General features: G+C 62.3%; 19 protein-coding genes and 1 pseudogene. 10 read left to right on the top strand and 10 right to left on the bottom strand.

Going from position 1 to position 18488, the window contains the following annotated elements; genetic code table 11:
- Positions 1-4 precede the first annotated feature (4 nt).
- A complete protein-coding gene (locus AD666_RS19440; RefSeq protein ID WP_053155460.1) occupies positions 5-1354 on the bottom strand; it encodes an MATE family efflux transporter in 1350 nt (449 codons plus the stop codon).
- 220 nt (positions 1355-1574) lie between these two features.
- Positions 1575-1868 (bottom strand): hypothetical protein, encoded by a 294-nt coding sequence (locus AD666_RS19435; protein ID WP_053155457.1) that lies wholly within the window; start codon positions 1866-1868, stop codon positions 1575-1577.
- Between the two features lie 166 nt (positions 1869-2034).
- Here AD666_RS19435 and AD666_RS19430 point away from each other — a divergent pair, with 166 nt between their 5' ends.
- From AD666_RS19430 to AD666_RS19415, 4 genes are read left to right on the top strand one after another with little or no spacing between them, the layout of a single operon-like run.
- The gene (locus tag AD666_RS19430) at positions 2035-2340 is read left to right on the top strand and encodes a MazG-like family protein (protein ID WP_053155455.1); all 306 of its coding nucleotides are present in this window, start codon (positions 2035-2037) and stop codon (positions 2338-2340) included.
- On the top strand, positions 2337-3086 hold the full coding sequence (locus AD666_RS19425; protein WP_053155453.1) for a methyltransferase domain-containing protein: 750 nt from the start codon (positions 2337-2339) through the stop codon (positions 3084-3086). The genes AD666_RS19430 and AD666_RS19425 overlap by 4 nt, the downstream gene beginning before the upstream one ends.
- A gap of 23 nt (positions 3087-3109) precedes the next feature.
- Positions 3110-3727 carry a DUF4136 domain-containing protein gene (locus AD666_RS19420; RefSeq protein WP_053155452.1) on the top strand — a complete coding sequence of 206 codons (618 nt, stop codon included), beginning with the start codon at positions 3110-3112 and terminating at the stop codon, positions 3725-3727.
- 20 nt (positions 3728-3747) lie between these two features.
- The gene (locus AD666_RS19415) at positions 3748-4305 is read left to right on the top strand and encodes a DUF4136 domain-containing protein (protein ID WP_053155450.1); all 558 of its coding nucleotides are present in this window, start codon (positions 3748-3750) and stop codon (positions 4303-4305) included.
- A 107-nt stretch (positions 4306-4412) separates the two neighbouring features.
- Here the strand turns inward: AD666_RS19415 and AD666_RS19410 are convergent, their stop codons facing one another.
- Together AD666_RS19410 and AD666_RS19405 are read right to left on the bottom strand one after the other, a co-directional pair.
- Entirely contained in the window at positions 4413-5267 is an 855-nt protein-coding gene (locus tag AD666_RS19410) for a MaoC family dehydratase (protein ID WP_053155448.1), read from the bottom strand.
- A 2-nt stretch (positions 5268-5269) separates the two neighbouring features.
- Entirely contained in the window at positions 5270-6622 is a 1353-nt protein-coding gene (locus AD666_RS19405; RefSeq protein WP_053155446.1) for a 3-oxoacyl-ACP reductase, read from the bottom strand.
- Between the two features lie 167 nt (positions 6623-6789).
- Here AD666_RS19405 and AD666_RS19400 point away from each other — a divergent pair, with 167 nt between their 5' ends.
- Entirely contained in the window at positions 6790-8067 is a 1278-nt protein-coding gene (locus AD666_RS19400; protein ID WP_053155444.1) for an acetyl-CoA C-acetyltransferase, read from the top strand.
- On the opposite strand, the gene AD666_RS19395 is transcribed toward AD666_RS19400, so the two are convergent.
- Positions 8054-9082 (bottom strand): bile acid:sodium symporter family protein, encoded by a 1029-nt coding sequence (locus tag AD666_RS19395; RefSeq protein ID WP_053155442.1) that lies wholly within the window; start codon positions 9080-9082, stop codon positions 8054-8056. The two genes, AD666_RS19400 and AD666_RS19395, sit on opposite strands and share 14 nt — an antisense overlap.
- Positions 9083-9160: 78 nt before the next feature.
- On the opposite strand from AD666_RS19395, the gene AD666_RS19390 reads away from it, so the two are divergent.
- Positions 9161-9952 (top strand): helix-turn-helix transcriptional regulator, encoded by a 792-nt coding sequence (locus AD666_RS19390; protein ID WP_053155440.1) that lies wholly within the window; start codon positions 9161-9163, stop codon positions 9950-9952.
- 217 nt (positions 9953-10169) lie between these two features.
- Positions 10170-11063, top strand: coding sequence for a PA4780 family RIO1-like protein kinase (locus tag AD666_RS19385; protein ID WP_053155438.1), 894 nt, complete (start codon positions 10170-10172; stop codon positions 11061-11063).
- 101 nt (positions 11064-11164) lie between these two features.
- On the opposite strand, the gene cueR is transcribed toward AD666_RS19385, so the two are convergent.
- The 3 genes and pseudogenes from cueR to AD666_RS19370 all read right to left on the bottom strand — a co-directional run bounded on the left by cueR (position 11165) and on the right by AD666_RS19370 (position 14265).
- Positions 11165-11590: a Cu(I)-responsive transcriptional regulator gene (cueR, locus tag AD666_RS19380; RefSeq protein WP_053155437.1), complete on the bottom strand. Its 426-nt coding sequence runs from the start codon at positions 11588-11590 to the stop codon at positions 11165-11167.
- A pseudogene (locus AD666_RS19375) lies at positions 11587-13749 on the bottom strand (heavy metal translocating P-type ATPase); the annotation flags it as partial. The pseudogene AD666_RS19375 and the gene cueR, both read right to left, overlap by 4 nt.
- Before the next feature lie 135 nt (positions 13750-13884).
- Positions 13885-14265 (bottom strand): hypothetical protein, encoded by a 381-nt coding sequence (locus AD666_RS19370; RefSeq protein ID WP_053155435.1) that lies wholly within the window; start codon positions 14263-14265, stop codon positions 13885-13887.
- Between the two features lie 149 nt (positions 14266-14414).
- Here AD666_RS19370 and AD666_RS19365 point away from each other — a divergent pair, with 149 nt between their 5' ends.
- Both AD666_RS19365 and AD666_RS19360 read left to right on the top strand, forming a co-directional pair.
- Positions 14415-14612, top strand: coding sequence for a heavy-metal-associated domain-containing protein (locus tag AD666_RS19365; protein ID WP_053155433.1), 198 nt, complete (start codon positions 14415-14417; stop codon positions 14610-14612).
- Positions 14613-14707: 95 nt separating this feature from the next.
- Positions 14708-15901 (top strand): multidrug effflux MFS transporter, encoded by a 1194-nt coding sequence (locus AD666_RS19360; RefSeq protein ID WP_053155431.1) that lies wholly within the window; start codon positions 14708-14710, stop codon positions 15899-15901.
- Between the two features lies 1 nt (position 15902).
- Here AD666_RS19360 and AD666_RS26650 read toward each other — a convergent pair whose 3' ends face one another.
- Positions 15903-16070 (bottom strand): hypothetical protein, encoded by a 168-nt coding sequence (locus tag AD666_RS26650; RefSeq protein ID WP_172679656.1) that lies wholly within the window; start codon positions 16068-16070, stop codon positions 15903-15905.
- A 150-nt stretch (positions 16071-16220) separates the two neighbouring features.
- Positions 16221-17234, bottom strand: coding sequence for a zinc-binding alcohol dehydrogenase family protein (locus AD666_RS19355; protein ID WP_053155430.1), 1014 nt, complete (start codon positions 17232-17234; stop codon positions 16221-16223).
- A gap of 111 nt (positions 17235-17345) precedes the next feature.
- Here AD666_RS19355 and AD666_RS19350 point away from each other — a divergent pair, with 111 nt between their 5' ends.
- On the top strand, positions 17346-18275 hold the full coding sequence (locus AD666_RS19350; RefSeq protein WP_053155428.1) for a LysR family transcriptional regulator: 930 nt from the start codon (positions 17346-17348) through the stop codon (positions 18273-18275).
- Positions 18276-18488 lie beyond the last annotated feature (213 nt).

The following is an 18488-nucleotide window of genomic DNA, read 5'->3' as shown; positions in this document are numbered from 1 at the left end:
TGCGTCAATCGACTCGGGCGCCAAGCCAGAGCTCGCGCCGATGTAAACGCCACGCGAAACCGCCGAGGGTCAGGCTGCGCACCGCCATGAACAGCAGGAAGGTAATCCACAGCCCATGGTTGCCCAGACCTTGCAGTGTCCAGGCGAAGGGCAAGACCAGCAACAGGGTCAGCAACATGCCGTTGCGCATTTCCCGGGCCCGGGTGGCACCGATAAACAAGCCGTCGAGCACATAGCTCCACACGGCGATCAGCGGCAAGGCCGCCAGATAAGGCAGGTAGCGATAGGCGGTATCGCGCACATCGGGGATGTCGGTCTGCATATCGATAAACAGATGACCGGCGTACAGGAACAGCAGCGCAAAGCCGACGCTTGCAATCAATGACCAACCGCAGGCCACCACTAATGAGCGGCGCAGGGCCAGGCGGTCGCGAGCACCAATGGCATGGCCGCACAACGCTTCGACGGCGTGGGCGAGTCCGTCCAACGCGTGGGCAGTCAGCAGCAGCCCGTTGAGCAGCAGGGCATTGGCCGCTACCGTCGCATCCCCCAGGCGGGCGCCCTGCACAGTGATCAGGAAAAACACTGACTGCAACGCGAGACTACGAATGAAGATGTCGCGGTTTACCGCCAGCAACGGGCGCCAGTTCCGCCACAGGCCCAGGGCTGCCCAGGCCACCTGCCCCGGCCAGGCCCGCAGTGTCTTGCGGGCCAGTGCCAGGCCCAGCAGCGCTCCGGTCCATTCGGCAATCACCGAAGCACGGGCGGAACCGGCAACACCCCATTCCAGGCCGAGCACGAACCACAGGTTCAGGGCGATATTCACCAGGTTCGTGGTCAACAGGATCGCCAACGGCGCCCGTGCATTCTGCGCACCGAGGAACCAGCCCACCAGCGCATAGCCGGCCAGCGCGGCCGGGAGGCCGAAGAGTCGTGTATAGAAGAAGTCCCGGGTCAACTGATCGAGCTCGGTCGACGGCTGCATGAAGTGCAGGGCCACGCCGCTCAATGGCACGCCGAGCGCACCCAGCAACACCGCCAGCCCCATTGCCAGCAACAAGCCCTGCAACAACACCTGCCGCAACGCTGCTCCATCTGCGCGCCCGGCCGCCTGCGCCGCGAACCCGGTGGTGCCCATGCGCAGAAATCCCATGGCCCACGCCAGCACCGTATACAAACTGCTCCCGACCGCCACCGCGCCCAACTGATGGGCATGGGGCAGATGGCCGATGACAGTGCTGTCCACCAACGCCACCAGCGGTACGGAAATGTTCGACAGAATCATCGGCGCGGCCAACGCCCAGACCCGTCGATGGGTCAGGCGATCGCGCCAATCGGTAATCAGCTTGGACATGCAGGCTCCTCGATGGAGCGCGATTGTAGCCGCTCTCGCCACAATGCTGTCCGACTCTCAAGCCAAGGCTGTGTACGAAATTGTTTGAAACGCAGGTTAGGCAAGGCAAAAACCGGCGAGGAACGGCCGGGGTCGCGCTCGACTTGACTGGTTGTCAATGAGCATTCCGAGCCGGTTTTTAACGCCGCATAACCAAGTTTCAAACGATTTCGTACATAGCCTAGTGAATGATCCAACTCAACACCCACAGCCCCAGCACCAGCCAGATAATCCCCAGCACGATCGAGGCCCGCATGAAGGCGCGGATGGCCGAGTAGAGCATCAGCAACCCCAGGATCAGCGCGATGATGCTGATGATCGAGGTGTCCATGCCCAGCGCGCGGGACAGGCCGTCGACGAAGTTGCTGCCGGCATTGGCCAGGGTGTTGAACAGGCCGCTGAGCAGATCGACGATAAAACGGATCACCGAACCGAGTGCCTGGCCGAGCCATTCGAAAAAGCTTTCTACCTGCATGTGTGCGTCCTGATGAAAGAAGTTTGAGTCGAGCCCTTTTGGCGCGTGATTGTAGGAGTTGTCCAGGGCCTCGATCGTTCGATTATGGAGTAAATTCCCGCTTCGTATCGAGACGCTTGCCTTCCCTTGTCTTCCCCCCGAAGCTATGGGCATTCAGGAGAGCCCGATGAACCTTGTTGAACTGACCGAACGCCTGCACGCCATTCGTGACCGTAACGACTGGCGGCAATTTCACAGCCCGAAGAACCTCGCCATGGCCGCCAGCGTGGAAATGGCCGAGCTGGTGGAGATCTTCCAATGGTTGACCGAGGACCAGTCGCGCCAGTTGCCGGCGGACAAACTGGCCCACGCCGGGCAGGAGGTCGGGGATATCGTGCTGTACCTGTTGCTGTTGTGCAGCGAACTGGGCTTGGACATGGACGCCGTCGTGCGCAACAAGCTGGCCGACAGCGAGCGGCGGTTCGGCCAATGAGCGACCGTCATTTCGACCAGCTCGCTACGCGTTTTGCCGAAAAGATCTACGGCGGGGCCAAGGGTGCGATTCGTCTGGCGGTGCTTCAGGCCGACCTGATCGAGACGTTGCCGGAGCGTCCGCTGCGGGTGCTGGATATCGGGGCCGGGCTGGGGCATATGTCGTTGTGGCTGGCCGAGCGCGGTCATCAGGTGACCCTGGCCGAGCCGGCCGAACCCATGCTCGAAGGCGCGCGCCAACGGTTTGCCGATGCCGGCCAGGGCGCTACGTTCATTCAGGCGCCATGGCAGGATCTGCCGGGGCGGCTCACCGAGCGTTACGACCTGGTGCTGTGCCACGCGGTGCTGGAATGGCTGGCCGAGCCCCACGCGATCCTGCCGGTGCTGCACCAGTTGACCGTGCCGGGTGGTTGGCTGTCCCTGGCCTTCTACAACCGCGACGCGCTGGTGTACCGCAACCTGCTCAAGGGGCATTTCCGCAAGTTGCGCAAGAATGACATGGCTGGTGAAAAGCAGAGCCTGACGCCGCAACAACCCCTTGATCCACGGGAATTGGCGGCGCAACTTGAGGGCCTGTGGCAGGTCGAAAGTCAGAGTGGCGTACGGGTTTTCCATGACTACATGCCTGTGGAGTTCCAGGGCCGCGTCGAGCTGGCACAATTGCTGGAAATGGAGCTGGCCCACCGTCGCCATCCGGCGTTTGCCGGGCTGGGGCGTTATCTGCACTGGATCTGCCGTCCGCTCTGATCGCAGAGAAATCGGAGAGCAAAATGAAAGGTCGTTCAGGGGTATTGGTGTTGTGCCTGGGGTTGGCCGCCTGTCAGGGCAGCAACCCGTATGTCGCCACTTCCAGACCGCTGCCCCCGGCACCGCCCGAAGCCGCCACGGTGTTCGACCGCAGCGCCTACCCCGCGCCGCCGCGTGACTATGGACGCTATCGCAGTTGGGCCTGGCTCAACGGCCGGCTACCGCCGGGCACCGCGTGGGCGGATTCGGCCCAGGTGGCCGAGGCGGTGAGCAACGCCCTGGATCAGCGAGGCCTGCGTCCGCTGCATGACAACCGGCCGGCCGACCTGTTCGTCAGCGCCGACCTGCGCCTGGAAACCCGGCTGCGCCAGGTTCGCGATGACTACGACTCGGGTTACTACGGCGGCTACGACCGTTACAACCGCTATGGTCCGGGTTATGGCATGTACCACTCGGTCCCGGTGGTGCGTACGTATCAGGAGCAGGTCGTGGTAGTCCGTGTGGAACTGTTCGACGCCCGTACGGGGCAGCCGGTATGGAGCTCCAGTGCCGAGACCAGCCAGCGTGGCAGTCAGAGCGAACGCACCGATGCCATTCGCGACGCGGTGGAAAAAGCCCTGTCGGCTTATCCGCCCAGTTGATTACGTAACGGAGAAGAATCATGTTCCGCCGTCTCGCTTTACTGGTCTTTGCCGTCTTGCTCAGCGCCTGTGCGGGTAAGCAGGTCAATCACGACTTCGACACCAGCCGCGATTTCGCGGCCTACCGCAGTTGGAGCTGGAAAGATCCGGCGTTGCAATATCGCCCCGATGATCCACGGATCAAAAGTGACCTGACGGAACAGCGGATCCGCCAGGCGGTTGCCGATCAACTCGACCAGCGTGGCTTGCGTCCGGCGCCGTCGGGCGGGCGAGGCGATGTGCTGGTCCAGGCCTACCTGATCGTCGAAGACCGCCAGCAACAAGTCACCACGAACTACGGCGGTGGCTGGGGCGGTCCCTGGAATGGTTATTGGGGCGGGCCGATGTACAACGAAACCCGCAACATCAGCTACAAGGTGGCCACGGTGCAGATCGATTTGCTCGATGGCAAGGACGGCAAGCTGGTGTGGCGCGGCAGTGACGAGCAACTGCTCAGCGATTCCCCCAATCCGGCTGATCGCAGTGCCGCAGTACGTGAAACGGTCGGGCGGATCCTCTCCAACTACCCACCGCGATAATGGACTGAACCTGTAGGAGCAAAACTTTCGCGATGAACGATAAAACGGTTCGTTCCTATCGCGGGCAAGCCTTGCTCCCACAGTTTCCCACACAGGATTGGCCCGACTCAGGCAACCGGCCGCCAGCTACCCACCATGTGCTCCAACTCTCCGGTCCCCACCAACCGCAAGTGACCACTGGACCCCGCCGCGCTCGCCAGCAATGTCACTTCGCTGGGCAGGCGAACAGGCTTCTTGAAGGTCACGTCGATCTCAAGGTTGGCTTCGGGCAGGTGATCATCCAGCGCTGCCAGGGTTCGGGCCTTGTTCCACAAGCCATGGGCGATGGCCGTGGGAAAGCCGAACAAGCGGGCGCTGATGCCGCTCAGGTGGATCGGGTTGTAGTCGCCTGACACTTTGGCGTACTGCCGGCCGATATCGGCGGGTGCGCTCCAGTGCGCCACCTCGGTCAGTGCCGGACGCTCCTGCTCCTCGGGTTCGATCAATGCACCGTCCAGTTGCACGCCTTTGCAGAGCATCTCGCTCTCGGCTTCCCACAACGGCCCCAACTGATCATCGAGGCGGGTGAGGAGGCTGAACACCGCCCCTTTTGGGTGGGCGTTGAGGTTTTCGACATTGACGCTGGCCCGCACCTGGCCGACGCCGCCCATGGGGCGCAAGACGCGGATGCGGTTGCTCAAGTGCACCAGTCCCAACAGCGGGAACGGAAAGTCCCGGTCGGTGAGCAGTTGCATTTGCAGGGCGAACGCCATGACGTGGGGGTAGGTCGGGGGCAGCAACCCGTTATCGACGAAACCGCAGACCTTGCGGTAGGCCGCCAGGCGTTGCTGATCGACCTGGAGCGACTGGCGCAGTCCCACCGTCGGCAGCGTCGTGCCGGTGACCTTGCGGCGCGTCGCGGCTTTTGTGTAGAGCCCGGACATGTTCGGCGCGCCACTGACCTCGTGCCATTGTGTCGTCATGGTCATGCTCCCAGCAGGCTTTGCCCGCACACCCGCAGCGCCTGTCCGGTGACGGCACCCGTGCCCGGTTGCGCAAGCCATGCGACAGCTTCGGCGACGTCCTGGGGCAAGCCGCCCTGGCCCAGGGAACTCATGCGTCGCCCGGCTTCGCGCAAGGCGAAGGGGACCTCGGCAGTCATTCGGGTCTCGATGAAACCCGGAGCCACCGCGTTGATGCTGATCCCCCGTGCCTGCAGGGTCGGTGCCCAGGCCTGGGCCAGGCCGATCAGGCCGGCTTTGCTCGCCGCATAGTTGGTCTGGCCGCGATTGCCGGCGATACCACTGATGGACGCCAACAGAATCACCCGACCATTGTCCCGCAGGGTGCCGCTGTCCAGCAGCGCCTTGGTCAGCACTTGCGGCGCATTGAGATTGACCGCCAGCACCGCGTCCCAGAATTCCGGCGTCATGTTCGCCAGGGTCTTGTCCCGGGTGATGCCGGCGTTGTGCACCACGATGTCGACGCCGTCGGGCAGGTGTTCGATCAACCGGGCAGCGGCGTCTTCGGCGCAAATATCCAGTGTGACGCCGCGCCCGCCCAGGCGAGCGGCCAGGGCTTCGAGGTCGGTCTTGGCCGGCGGGACGTCCAGCAGGATCACATCGGCGCCGTCACGGGCGAGGGTTTCGGCGATGGACGCGCCAATCCCGCGGGCGGCGCCAGTGACCAGCGCCCTGAGCCCGGTAAGCGGCCGTGTCCAGTCCTGGACCTGAGCATCACAGGCCTTGAGGCGAATGACCTGTCCGGAAACGTAGGCGCTTTTAGGCGAGAGGAAAAACCGCAGCGCGCCTTCCAGTTGAGCTTCGGCGCCGTCACCGACATACAGCAACTGCAAGGTGCCGCCGTGACGCAGTTCCTTGGCCAGTGACCGGCTGAACCCCTCCAGCGCCCGCTGGGCACTGGCGGCGAACGGATCGTCAAGGGTTTCCGGGGCCCGTCCGAGGATGACGACGTGGGCGCTGCGGTCGAGGTTCTTCATCAACGGCTGGAAAAACTCCCGCAACTGCTTGAGCTGATCGACCTGAATCAAATGACTGGCGTCGTACACCACGGCCTTGATTTTCGGGCCGTGGCCGGGGATCCACTCGGTGGCCAGCGTCGGTTCGCCGCCGTAGACGAAAATGGCATCGGTCAGGCGCTTGGCGAACGTGCCGACCTGTGCGGTCAACGGCCCACCGCCCAGCAGCAGCGCGCCTTCGATCGGGCGCAGCCGACCGGCCTGCCAGCGTTCAAGACGTACCGGCGATGGCAAGCCGAGCGCCCCGACCAGGCGCAGGCCGATGGCCGAGTTGGCGAAGTCGATATAACGGTCAGACATGGAACACTCTCCGGCTGATGAGCTTCCAAGTGTGGACCATGATTGGTATTCGGTCGTTCGATCCACCAAATAAAGCCTACGCTAGGCAGATGTGGGAGCGAGCCTGCTCGCGATAGAGACGCAATGTACTTATATCCAGACGCATTCGAACACACGGGGATTTCTTCATGACACAGCCACGCCGCGTCGCGATCATCGGTGGAAACCGCATTCCCTTCGCCCGTTCCAACGGGTCCTACGCCATCGCCAGCAACCAGGCAATGCTGACAGCGGCCCTCGAGGGGCTGATCGAGCGCTACAACCTGCATGGGCTGCACATTGGCGAGGTCGCTGCCGGGGCGGTGCTCAAGCATTCCCGGGACATGAACCTGACCCGTGAATGCGTGCTCGGCTCGCGATTGTCGCCCAGTACCCCGGCCTACGACGTGCAGCAGGCCTGTGGTACGGGATTGGAAACGGTACTGCTGGTTGCCAACAAGATCGCCCTGGGGCAGATCGACAGCGCTATTGCCGGTGGCGTGGACACCACTTCGGATGCACCGATAGGCGTCAATGAAGGGTTGCGCAGGATTCTGCTGCAAGCCAATCGTGCGAAGACCACCGCCGACAAAATCAAAGTGTTCCTACAGTTGCGCCCTCAGCACCTGGTCCCCGATCTGCCCCGCATCAACGAGCCACGCACCGGCCTGAACATGGGGCAACACTGCGAATTGATGGCCCAGACCTGGCAGATCTCAAGGGAGGAACAGGATCAGTTGGCCCTGGAAAGCCATCAGAAAATGGCGGCGTCCTACGCCGAAGGCTGGCAGAACGACCTGATGACGCCGTTTCTCGGCCTGACCCGGGACAACAACCTGCGCCCGGACCTGACCCTGGAAAAACTCGCATCCCTCAAGCCGGCCTTTGAAAAAAGTGCCAAGGGCACGATGACGGCGGGTAACTCGACGCCGCTGACCGATGGCGCTTCGTTGGTGTTGCTGGGCAGTGAAGAGTGGGCCAGGGCCCAGGGGCTGCCGATCCTGGCGTACCTGCGTGATGGCCAGACCGCCGCGGTGGATTTTGTCCACGGCGCCGAAGGATTGCTGATGGCGCCTGCCTACGCAGTGCCGAAATTGTTGGCGCGCAATGGCCTGGCGTTGCAGGACTTCGATTACTACGAAATCCACGAGGCCTTCGCCGCTCAGGTACTGTGCACACTGAAAGCCTGGGAGGATCCGGACTATTGCAAGACACGTCTGGGCTTGGACGCCCCGCTGGGCGCCATAGACCGTAGTCGCCTGAATGTGAAGGGCAGCTCGCTGGCCGCCGGGCATCCGTTTGCCGCCACGGGCGGGCGAATCGTCGCCAACCTGGCCAAGTTGCTCGATGCGGCGGGAAAAGGCCGGGGGCTGATCTCCATCTGCGCGGCCGCCGGTCAGGGCGTGACGGCGATTATCGAGCGCTGAGCACCGCTTCGTTCTGTCGGTTGACCAGGGCCCGCTGACGGCTGGCGTAGCGTTCGGCCAGAATCGAACAGACGATCAGTTGCAGCGGGTGGTAAATCATGATCGGCAACAGAATCAGGCCAAGGCCGGGATGGTTGCCAAAGATCAGTGCCGCCATTGGCACGCCAGCGGCCAGGGATTTCTTGCTGGCGCAGAACACTGCGGCAATTTCGTCGGCATTGTTGAACCGTAGGGCCCGGGCGGTGCGAGTGGTTGTCCAGAGAATGATTGCCAGCAACACGGCACTTCCCAGTACGGCGCTGAACAGCACGCCGTTGCCTTGTTGCCGCCAGATCCCGGACACCATGGAATTGCAGAACGCCGCGTAGACCAGCAGCAGGATCACCAGCTTGTCGATGACGCTGGTGTAGCGTTTGTAGCGGCCAAAAAAACCGGCCAGCCAGCGCCGCAGAAACTGTCCGAGCACCAGCGGTAACAGCAACATCATGCACAGGTCCAGCAGAGTCGAGCCCAGGTCGATGCCGTCGGCGCCGCGCCCGACCACCAGACTGACCAGCAGCGGTGTGAGGAAAATCCCCAACACGCTGGACAGGCTCGCGTTGAGAATCGCCGCCGGTACGTTGCCGCCCGCACTGCCCGTCAAGGCCACCGAGGACGAAATGGTCGAGGGCAGGGCACACAGGTAGAAGAACCCCAGCATCAGCAGTGACGGTACATGACTGCCCAGTAGCACGTTGCTCACCCACCAGATCAACGGGAACACCCCAAAAGTGAAGCCCTGCACCATCAGGTGCAGCCGGATGTTTTTCAGGCCGTGGCGGATCTGTTCGCCCGACAGGTTGACCCCGTGCAGGAAGAACACCACGAAGATGCCGACGTTGACCACCCACTCGGCATGCATTGCACCGCCGGTGGCGCCAAAGGTCGGGAAAAAGTACGCCAGCAGCGTGGCGAGCAGCATGCCGCAGAGGAACCAGTCGGTCACCAGGCGCTTGAGGTGTCTGAACATGTGCATAAGGCACCGAAGTTGTAAGTAAAGGTGACTTAGCCTAACGTCGGCACTGACAGCCGTCTTGCGACATAAGGCCAATCAATGCCGACTAACGGACACCAGCGGCTCGAACGTCGTATTCCCGATCTGACGCAACTGCCCAGGCCGGTCTACGCCCGTGTCGAAAGCCTGAGCGCCGGTTCCTGGACCCAAGCCCATCGCCATGACTGGGTGCAGTTTTCCTACGCCATCAGCGGCGTACTTGGCGTGCACACAGCCGCAGGCAGTTTCTTCGCGCCGCCTCAATGGGGCATCTGGATTCCGGCGGACCTGGAACATCACGTCGTGACGTCCACCCGGGCGGAAATGCGCAGCCTGTATGTCCGTCGCCAAGCCTGCCCGTGGGATGACGGACGCTGCCGGGTCCTGGAGGTCACGCCGCTGGCCCGCGAGCTGATCAAGGGGTTCTGTCAGTTGCCGGTCGAGTACCCGCAGGGCGATACGCCCGAGTCGCGACTGGTGCAGGTGTTGCTGGACCAATTGGCGACACTTCCAGAAGTGGGTTTTTCCCTGCCGTTGCCCCGGCATTCGCGCTTGCTGGGATTGTGCAACGAGTTGATCGAGCAACCTGAACAGAACGTTACCCTGCAAGCCTGGGCCGAACGCCTGGGAACCTCGGAAAAAACTCTGATGCGAATGTTCCAGCGTGAAACAGGTCTGAGTTTTCGGGCCTGGCGCCAGCGCATGCGGTTGTTGTCGTCCCTCGGTTCGCTGGAAGAGGGGGACAGCGTGACCGGCGCGGCGCTGTCGTGCGGGTATGACTCTACATCCGCTTTCATTGCGGCGTTCAAGTCAATGTTCGGATTTACACCGGGCGAGTTGTTCAAGCGCTGAGTCCAGCGCCGGGATTGTCAGTTCTTGTCGCAAATAACCTCGGCGTCAGATTGGCAGTGCCGGCGCTGCTCTCGGCTATGATTCGACTCGGTCGATATCCGGCACAGTGTGTGCATCGCCGGTTCACAGGTCGGCAACCCCTCCCCGTGGAGGAAGGATTGCCGTATAACGGCTGTCATTCGCGTGTTTGGTCACAAAGGACCCAGAATAAAAGCTGATGAAGACTCCAAAACGCATTGAACCCCTGATCGAGGACGGTCTGGTCGACGAAGTGCTGCGCCCACTCATGAGTGGTAAAGAAGCAGCTGTCTATGTGGTGCGCAGCGGCAATGAGCTACGTTGCGCCAAGGTCTACAAGGAGGCGAACAAGCGCAGTTTCCGTCAAGCGGCCGAGTATCAGGAGGGTCGCAAGGTCCGTAACAGCCGGCAGGCCCGTGCCATGGCGAAAGGCTCCAAGTTCGGGCGCAAGGAGGCCGAAGACGCCTGGCAGAATGCTGAAGTCGCGGCGCTGTTTCGCCTGGCCAATGCCGGGGTACGTGTGCCCAAACCGTATGATTTCCTCGAGGGCGTGCTGTTGATGGAGTTGGTGGCCGACGAGTACGGCGACGCGGCTCCGCGACTGAACGATGTGGTCCTTGAGCCGGATCAGGCCCGTGAATACCACGCCTTCCTGATCTCGCAGATCGTGTTGATGTTGTGTGCCGGCCTGGTGCACGGTGACCTGTCGGAGTTCAACGTACTGCTCGCGCCGACAGGCCCGGTGATCATCGACCTGCCGCAGGCGGTGGATGCCGCCGGTAACAACCATGCCTTCAGCATGCTTGAGCGCGATGTGGGCAACATGGCGTCCTACTTCGGTCGTTTCGCGCCGGAGCTCAAGCGCACCCGCTATGCCAAGGAGATGTGGGCGCTTTACGAGGCCGGGACCTTGCATCCGGGTAGCGTGTTGACGGGTGAGTTCGACGAGCCGGAGGCGTTGGCGGATGTCGGTGGAGTCATGCGCGAGATCGAGGCCGCCCGCCGGGACGAAGAGCGTCGCCAGGCCATGCGCGCCGCCGAAGATGCGCCGCCGGGCAAGACCGAAGAACCGCCTCCGCCCTGGATGCAATGATCGGTCAGCGCAAAGCTTATCCTTCTGACGCAAGACCCACCCTGTAGGCGCCGAGCTTGCTCGCGATGACGGTGGGTCAGTTTGCATGGATGTTGCGCGGGTCATCCCGAGCAAGCTTTGCTCCCGCCTTCAGAACTGCACCCGGACGCCAGTTCCTTGAGGATCGGACAGTCCGGGCGGTGGTCGCCATTGCAGTGTTCCACCAAGTCCTGGAGGGTGTCGCGCAGTCCGGCCAGTTCGCGGATTTTCTGGTTCAGGTCGTCGATGTGCTGGCGGGCGAGAGCCTTGACGTCGGCGCTGGCCCTTTGACGGTCCTGCCAGAGCGTCAACAGCTTGCCGACTTCTTCCAGGGAAAACCCCAGGTCCCTGGAGCGCTTGATGAACGCCAGTGTGTGCAGGTCGTCAACACCGTAGATCCGGTAGCCGCTGTCGGTGCGATGGGCTGCCTTGAGCAGGCCGATGGATTCGTAATATCGGATCATCTTCGCGCTCAGGCCGCTCTGGCGGGCCGCTTGGCCGATATTCATCGCTTGTCCTCCTGGTCCTCGGGTGTCCAGAATTTCAACAGTAACGCATTGCTCACCACGCTGACGCTCGACAACGCCATGGCCGCACCGGCCAGCACCGGGTTGAGCAGGCCGAATGCCGCCAGCGGAATGCCAATCAGGTTATAGACGAACGCCCAGAACAGGTTCTGGCGGATCTTTGCGTAGGTCTTGCGGCTGATCTCCAGCGCTGCCGGTACGAGTCGCGGATCGCCGCGCATGAGGGTGATGCCGGCGGCATGCATTGCCACGTCGGTGCCGCCGCCCATGGCAATGCCGATGTCAGCGGCAGCCAGCGCTGGTGCGTCGTTGATACCGTCGCCGACCATTGCCACCACGGCGTTTTTCTTCAGCTCGATGACGATGGCCGATTTGTCCCCCGGCAACACTTCGGCATGCACATTGGCAATGCCCAGCGCCTGGGAAACCACCTTGGCGCTGCCTCGGTTGTCGCCGGTCAGCAAGTGGCTGGTGATATGACGTTCATCCAGGGCCCGCACCGCAGCGAGTGCGCCCGGCTTGAGGGTGTCGCCAAAGGCGAACAGACCCAGCACCCGTGGCGTTGTGCTTTGCTCGATCAGCCAAGACAAGGTCCGACCTTCCGTTTCCCAGGCTTGGGCCGACTCGGCCAGGGCCCCGGGTTCAAGGCCCGACTCTTCCAACAAGCGCCGATTGCCCAACGCCAGGCGCCGGCCCTCCAGGCTACCGGCAATGCCACGTCCGGCCAGGGCCTGACTGTCGCGTATAGCCGGCACGTCCAGGCCACGCTCGGCGCAGGCGTCCAGCACTGCTTTGGCGAGGGGGTGTTCGCTGCCGCGCTGCAGGGCGCCTGCCCATTGCAGCAGCGTGGTTTCGTCACCGTCGAGGGCGGCCAGGTGGGCGATGCGCGGCGTGCCGGATGTGAGCGTCCCGGTCTTGTCGAACACCACCGAACTGACGTCATGGGCACGCTCCAACGCCTCGGCGTCCTTGATCAGGATCCCGTGGCGCGCGGCTACGCCGGTGCCAGCCATGATCGCCGCGGGTGTCGCCAGGCCCAGGGCACAGGGGCAGGCGATCACCAATACGGCGACGGCATTGATCAGCGCGGTTTCCAGTGGGGCGCCGTACAGCCACCAGCCAATCAGCGTTGCCAGGGCCAGCAACAGCACCACCGGCACGAACACCTGACTGACTTTATCCACCAGTTTCTGAATCGGTGCCTTGGCCGCCTGGGCGTCTTCCACCAGGCGGATGATGCGCGCCAGGACGGTTTCCGTGCCCAGTGCCAGGGTACGCACCAGCAGTCGGCCTTCGCCGTTGATGGCGCCGCCGGTGACCTTGTCGCCGGGGCCCTTGGGCACCGGCAGGCTCTCACCACTGATCAGTGCTTCATCGGCGTGGCTTTGGCCTTCCAGGACTTCACCGTCAACGGGAATGCGTTCACCGGGTTTGACCAATACCACGTCGTCCAGGCGCAAGGCACTGATCGCAACGTCGCGTTCCTGGCCTTCGACCACCTGTGTCGCACGTTCCGGCCGCAGGGCTTCGAGGGCCCGGATGGCGCTGGCAGTCTGCCGCTTGGCGCGGCTCTCCAGGTATTTGCCCAGCAATACCAGGGCAATCACCACCGCCGAAGCTTCGAAATACAGATGTGACGAACCGACGAACGCCCATTCGTAGACGCTCAAGCCATAGCCGGCGCTGGTACCCAATGCCACCAGCAGGTCCATGTTCCCGGCCCCGGCGCGTACCGCCTTGAACGCCGCGACATAAAACCGCGCACCGAAGATGAATTGAACCGGCGTCGCCAGGGCGAACTGCACCCAACCCGGAAGCATCCAGTGCACGCCCAATGGCTGCAGCAGCATTGGCAGTACAAGTGGCAGCGACAGCAGGATCGCCAATATGAGCACCAGACGCTCATGGTTCAGGTGAAGGGGCTGGGTGTCATGGGGTTGTTCGTCCTGCCAGACGCTGGCGTCGTAGCCGGCGCGCCTGACTGCGTCGATCAGGATTTGCGGATCGAGCCGTTCGAGCAATTCAACGTGGGCCCGCTCATTGGCCAGGTTGACGCTGACCCGGTTCACGCCGGCCACTTTGCCCAGGGCGCGCTCCACACGCCCGGCGCAGCTGGCGCAGGTCATGCCGGTGATGGGCAGGTCGACGGTGGTGGATTCGGACATCGGTCGGGCTCCCTGTAGTGAATGGCTACAGGATCAACCTTGCCATGCGGGCAAGGTCAAGCGCCAATCCGAAGACTTGCACAGGCCCGCTCCCACATGGATAGGGTTGTGTCAGTAACCGAGCCCGGTCTTCCTGAGGTACATCCCTTGCTCGTTCATGGCGATACGGTACTTCAGGATGTCGCCGGCCTTGAGGGTAATTTCCTGCGAACCCGGTGCGAGCATGCCCGGACCGCAACCTGGCGTCTGCCCTGGCAACAACTTCAGGCGCAAAGAGAACCGGCCGGCCGGCAAATTGAAGGAGGTACTGCCCTCCTGAAACAGCCTGGCAGTGAGTTGATCATTGATATAAATACCAATCTCGCAAGAGCTGGAAACTTCCAGGCGCTCGCGGGAGACGATCACCACGCCGAAATCCTCGTCGGCTGATGCCGAGGGGGCCACCGCTGAAAAAACCAACATGCAAAACAGGCTGAACGTTGACCAGCGCATGGCTGAACCTCCGGTGTTGAATCCTTGATGTGTGCAGCTTGGCTGAGCACGTTGCCGATTGCCAGCCCGGCAGATTTCGTCAGAACTTGACCTTGCCATGATGGCAAGCTTGAAACTGCCGCCAACGTCAATTGCCAGGAGTCATTTTCATGCAAACATTCAATGTCCAGGGCATGTCCTGCGGTCACTGTGTCAAGGCTATCACCCAGGCTGTGCAGGCCAGGGATCCAGCGGCCGATGTGCAAGTCGATCTCGGCGCCAAGACTGTGCGGGTCCAGAGTTCGTTGCCGGCCGATACGTTGGCCGAGGTCATCAAGGAGGAAGGGTACGAAGTCCGTCCTGCCTGAATTATTTTAATCGTTAGCGACCTATCGGAATGTTCAAGGGCGCCCGGCATGGATAGACTGTCGGGCTGCTGACTGACGCCTGAACGGGACGCCCGATGAACCTTCGTATCATTCTGATTCTTGGCGCCTTGAGCGCCTTCGGTCCTTTGGCGATCGATTTCTATCTGCCCGCCTTCCCGGCCATGGCAACCGCCTTCGGCACCGATGAGAAACACATCCAGCTGACATTGGCGGCCTATTTCCTCGGGCTGTCCATCGGGCAATTGGCCTACGGGCCGGTGGCCGATCGCTTCGGACGGCGCATTCCGCTGTTGACGGGCGTCGGATTGTTCACGCTGGCGTCCGTGGCTTGCGCCTATGCACCAAGCCTTGAATGGCTGATTGGCGCCCGTTTCATCCAGGCCCTGGGCGGATGTGCCGGCATGGTGATTTCCCGCGCGGTGGTCAGCGACAAATGCGATGCGGTCGGCTCGGCCAAGGTGTTTTCCCAGTTGATGCTAGTGATGGGGCTGGCGCCGATCCTCGCGCCGATGCTCGGCGGATTGCTGGTGAACCTTTACGGCTGGCAATCGATCTTTATCGGCCTGACCCTGTTCAGTGCGCTGGCGGCCACGGCCGTGGCCTTGTGGTTACCCGAGAGCCTGCCGGCACACGTGCCCCGGCAACCGTTATCCGGGGCTTTGCGCCAATACGGTCGACTGCTGACCGACTCGGTCTTCCTGGGGCATGCCCTGACGGGCGGGATCGCGATGGCAGGGATGTTTGCTTACATCGCCGGTTCGCCATTCGTATTCATCAAGCTTTACGGGGTGCCGGCCGAACACTTCGGCTGGTTGTTCGGCACCAATGCGGCGGGTTTCATCCTGGTGGCGCAGGTCAACGCCCGATTATTGTCCAGGCGTGGCCCGGCCTTTCTGCTGACCCGTGTGGTGTGGGTTTACCTGGCGGCTGGGCTGAGCCTGCTGGTTGTCAGTGCATTACAGCCTGCGCGGCTGTGGCCGCTGTTGATTCCACTGTTCATCTGCATCGCCAGCCTGGGTTGTATCATTCCCAATGCATCGGCTTGCGCCATGAGCGGGCAGGGTGCTCGGGCCGGCAGCGCTTCGGCGATGCTGGGGTGTCTGCAATTTTCCGTAGCTGCCGGGGCGGCCGCGTTGGTGGCGGCATTGCATGACGGCACCGCCGTACCGATGGCGATGGTCATCAGTCTTTGCGGACTGTTGGTGGTGGGCGCGGCGATGCTGACCCGGCGCCTGCAAAAAGCCCGGGTCGTCGATCGCCAGGGCTGATTCAGCCAGCCGCGCGCTGCTGTTCGGGGAAGTGGTGTGGCGCGTGAATCCGCGCTTGCAGGGTGCTGGCAAAAGCTTTGGCTTCGGCCTCGGTACGGAAGGTGACGGCGTGCTGGTCAAGACGCACTTGCCATTGGGATTTTGCCACTTCTTTTATCAGGATCTTCATTGCTGACCTCCTCACGTAAAAGATTGCGTTGCAAAGGCCTCGAGTGTAGACCGGAATGCGATCGCAATTGTGACAAGGGTCAATTCTCGGACTGACGGTGCAATTGCCTGTGGGAGCAAAGCTGCTCCCACAGGCCCTGGTTCTGCTGGATCAAAACCCTTCGAGCACGATCTTGCCCTTGGCCTTGCCGCTTTCCAGCAATGCGTGGGCTCGGCGCAGGTTTGCGGCGTTGATGATGCCGAAGTGCTCGCCAACCGTGGTCTTCAGCGTGCCGGCGTCGATCAGTGTGGCGACGCGGTTAAGCAGATGATGTTGCTCAATCATGTCTGGCGTTTCGAAGAGCGAGCGGGTGTACATGAACTCCCAGTGCAACGACAGGCTTTTGCGCTTGAGTTTGGACACATCCAGCGCCTTGGGGTCGTCGATCAGCGCCAGTTTGCCCTGGGGCGCCAGCGCTTCGACCAACTGGTCCAGATGCTGGTCGGTCTGGGTCAGGCTGGCAACGTGGGTCACCTGCGCCTGGCCGGCTTCCTTCAGCACCGCGCTCAATGGTTGGCTGTGGTCGACCACCAGGTCCGCTCCCAGGCTGCGTACCCAATCTTGTGTCTGAGGGCGGGAGGCGGTGCCGATGACCTTCAATCCGGTGAGTTGGCGGGCCAACTGCGTCAGGATCGATCCGACGCCGCCCGCAGCGCCGACAATCAGCAGGCTCTGGTTCTTGTCATCCGCGCCTTCCTGGATCTGTAGCCGCTCGAACAGCAACTCCCAGGCGGTAATGGCCGTCAACGGCAATGCGGCCGATTCGGCGAAACCAAGGCTTTCGGGCATGTGGCCGACAATACGTTCATCCACCACGTGCAGTTCGCTATTGCCACCCGCCCGGGCGATGGAACCGGCGTAAAAGACCCGGTCGCCGGCCTTGAACAACGTGACGTCGCTGCCCACGGCCTTGACCACGCCGGCCACGTCCCAGCCCAGCACCTTGGCGGCATCGCCTTCAGGCTGGACGTTCTGGCGCACTTTGGTATCCACTGGGTTGACCGAGATGGCTTTGACTTCCACCAGCAGATCCCGTGGGCCGGCGACGGGTTCCGGCAGTTCGATATCTTGCAGCGATTTCACGTCGCTGATGGGCAACGAATGATAGTAGGCAATGGCTTTCATGCAGTGGCTCCGTGAGTGAGTGGGATGCTGCCATGGTTAGCTATTTATCGCCACGATAAAACCGGCTAAAAAGACAGGCTCTTTCAATATTTTTTTGATAATGGAGTCGCCATGCTTCGATTCGATGACCTGCAGCTGTTTGTCCGGGCGGCGGATCTGGGCAGTCTTTCCGCAGCGGCCAGGGTGATGGATCTGTCGGCGGCGGTGGCCAGTGCCGCGTTGAAGCGGATCGAGCAACATCTGGGCGCCCGGCTGTTGGCCCGTTCGACCCGCAGCTTGCGCTTGACCGCCGAGGGGGAGGGATTTCTCGAATATGCCAGGGCCGCGTTGAGCAGCCTCGACGAGGGGCGGCGGCTTTTGACCAGCAGCCAGGACCGGGTCAGTGGCGTGCTGCAGTTATCCGCACCCTCTGACCTGGGACGCAACCTTTTGTTACCCTGGCTGGACGAATTCCAGCGCGAACACCCGGGGTTGACGGTGCGGCTGTTGCTGGGCGATCGCATCGCCGACCTTTTCAAGCAACCCGTCGACATCGCGCTACGCTATGGCGAGCCGGAGGATTCGAGCCTGGTGGCCCTGCCGGTCGCGGCGGATAACCGCAGGGTGCTGTGTGCCTCACCGGATTACCTGGCTCGCCACGGCGAACCTCGCCAGTTGGAGCAACTGGCCCAGCACAATTGCCTGTTATACATGCTCGGCACCCGGGTTCATGACCATTGGTGCTTTCAAGACGGTAAACGGGAAGTGAGCCTCACCGTCACTGGTGATCGTTTCAGCGATGACGCCGACGTGGTCAGGCGCTGGGCGGTGGCTGGCGCGGGCATCGCTTATAAGTCCTGGCTGGATGTTTCAACCGATGTGCTGGCCGGACGCCTGAAGATCCTGCTGCCGAGCCTGCTCTGCGAGCGTGCACCGCTGAATCTGCTGTGCGCTCATCGGGCTCAACTGAGCAAGCCCATCAACCTGCTGCGGGAAATGCTCCAGGCCCGTTGTGGTCAGTTGACCGCGCAATTTCCGCGTTTGGCGGCGGACGACCAATAGTCGCGGGCAAATAGAGAATTTTCCCTCACGAACAATCGCCTCCAAAGGTTTCCGGAGGACAGGAAAGCTTGGGCGCCACGCTTATACTAGCGGCCGCCTGAATCGGCGCGGCACCGGGGAAGTACTGTCCCGTCGACGCATCGATACCACCGGTTCCGGTGGTCGAGCCGCTTTGGGCGGCGCCTTATGACGGGTCATCCGGCCCCAGAGCAG

The sequence above is a fragment of the Pseudomonas sp. Pf153 genome (genome assembly GCF_001269775.1).
GTDB lineage: Bacteria > Pseudomonadota > Gammaproteobacteria > Pseudomonadales > Pseudomonadaceae > Aquipseudomonas > Aquipseudomonas uvaldensis.
Note: the sequence above shows the minus strand (reverse complement) of the source record. Positions and strands in the feature narration are given on the sequence as shown.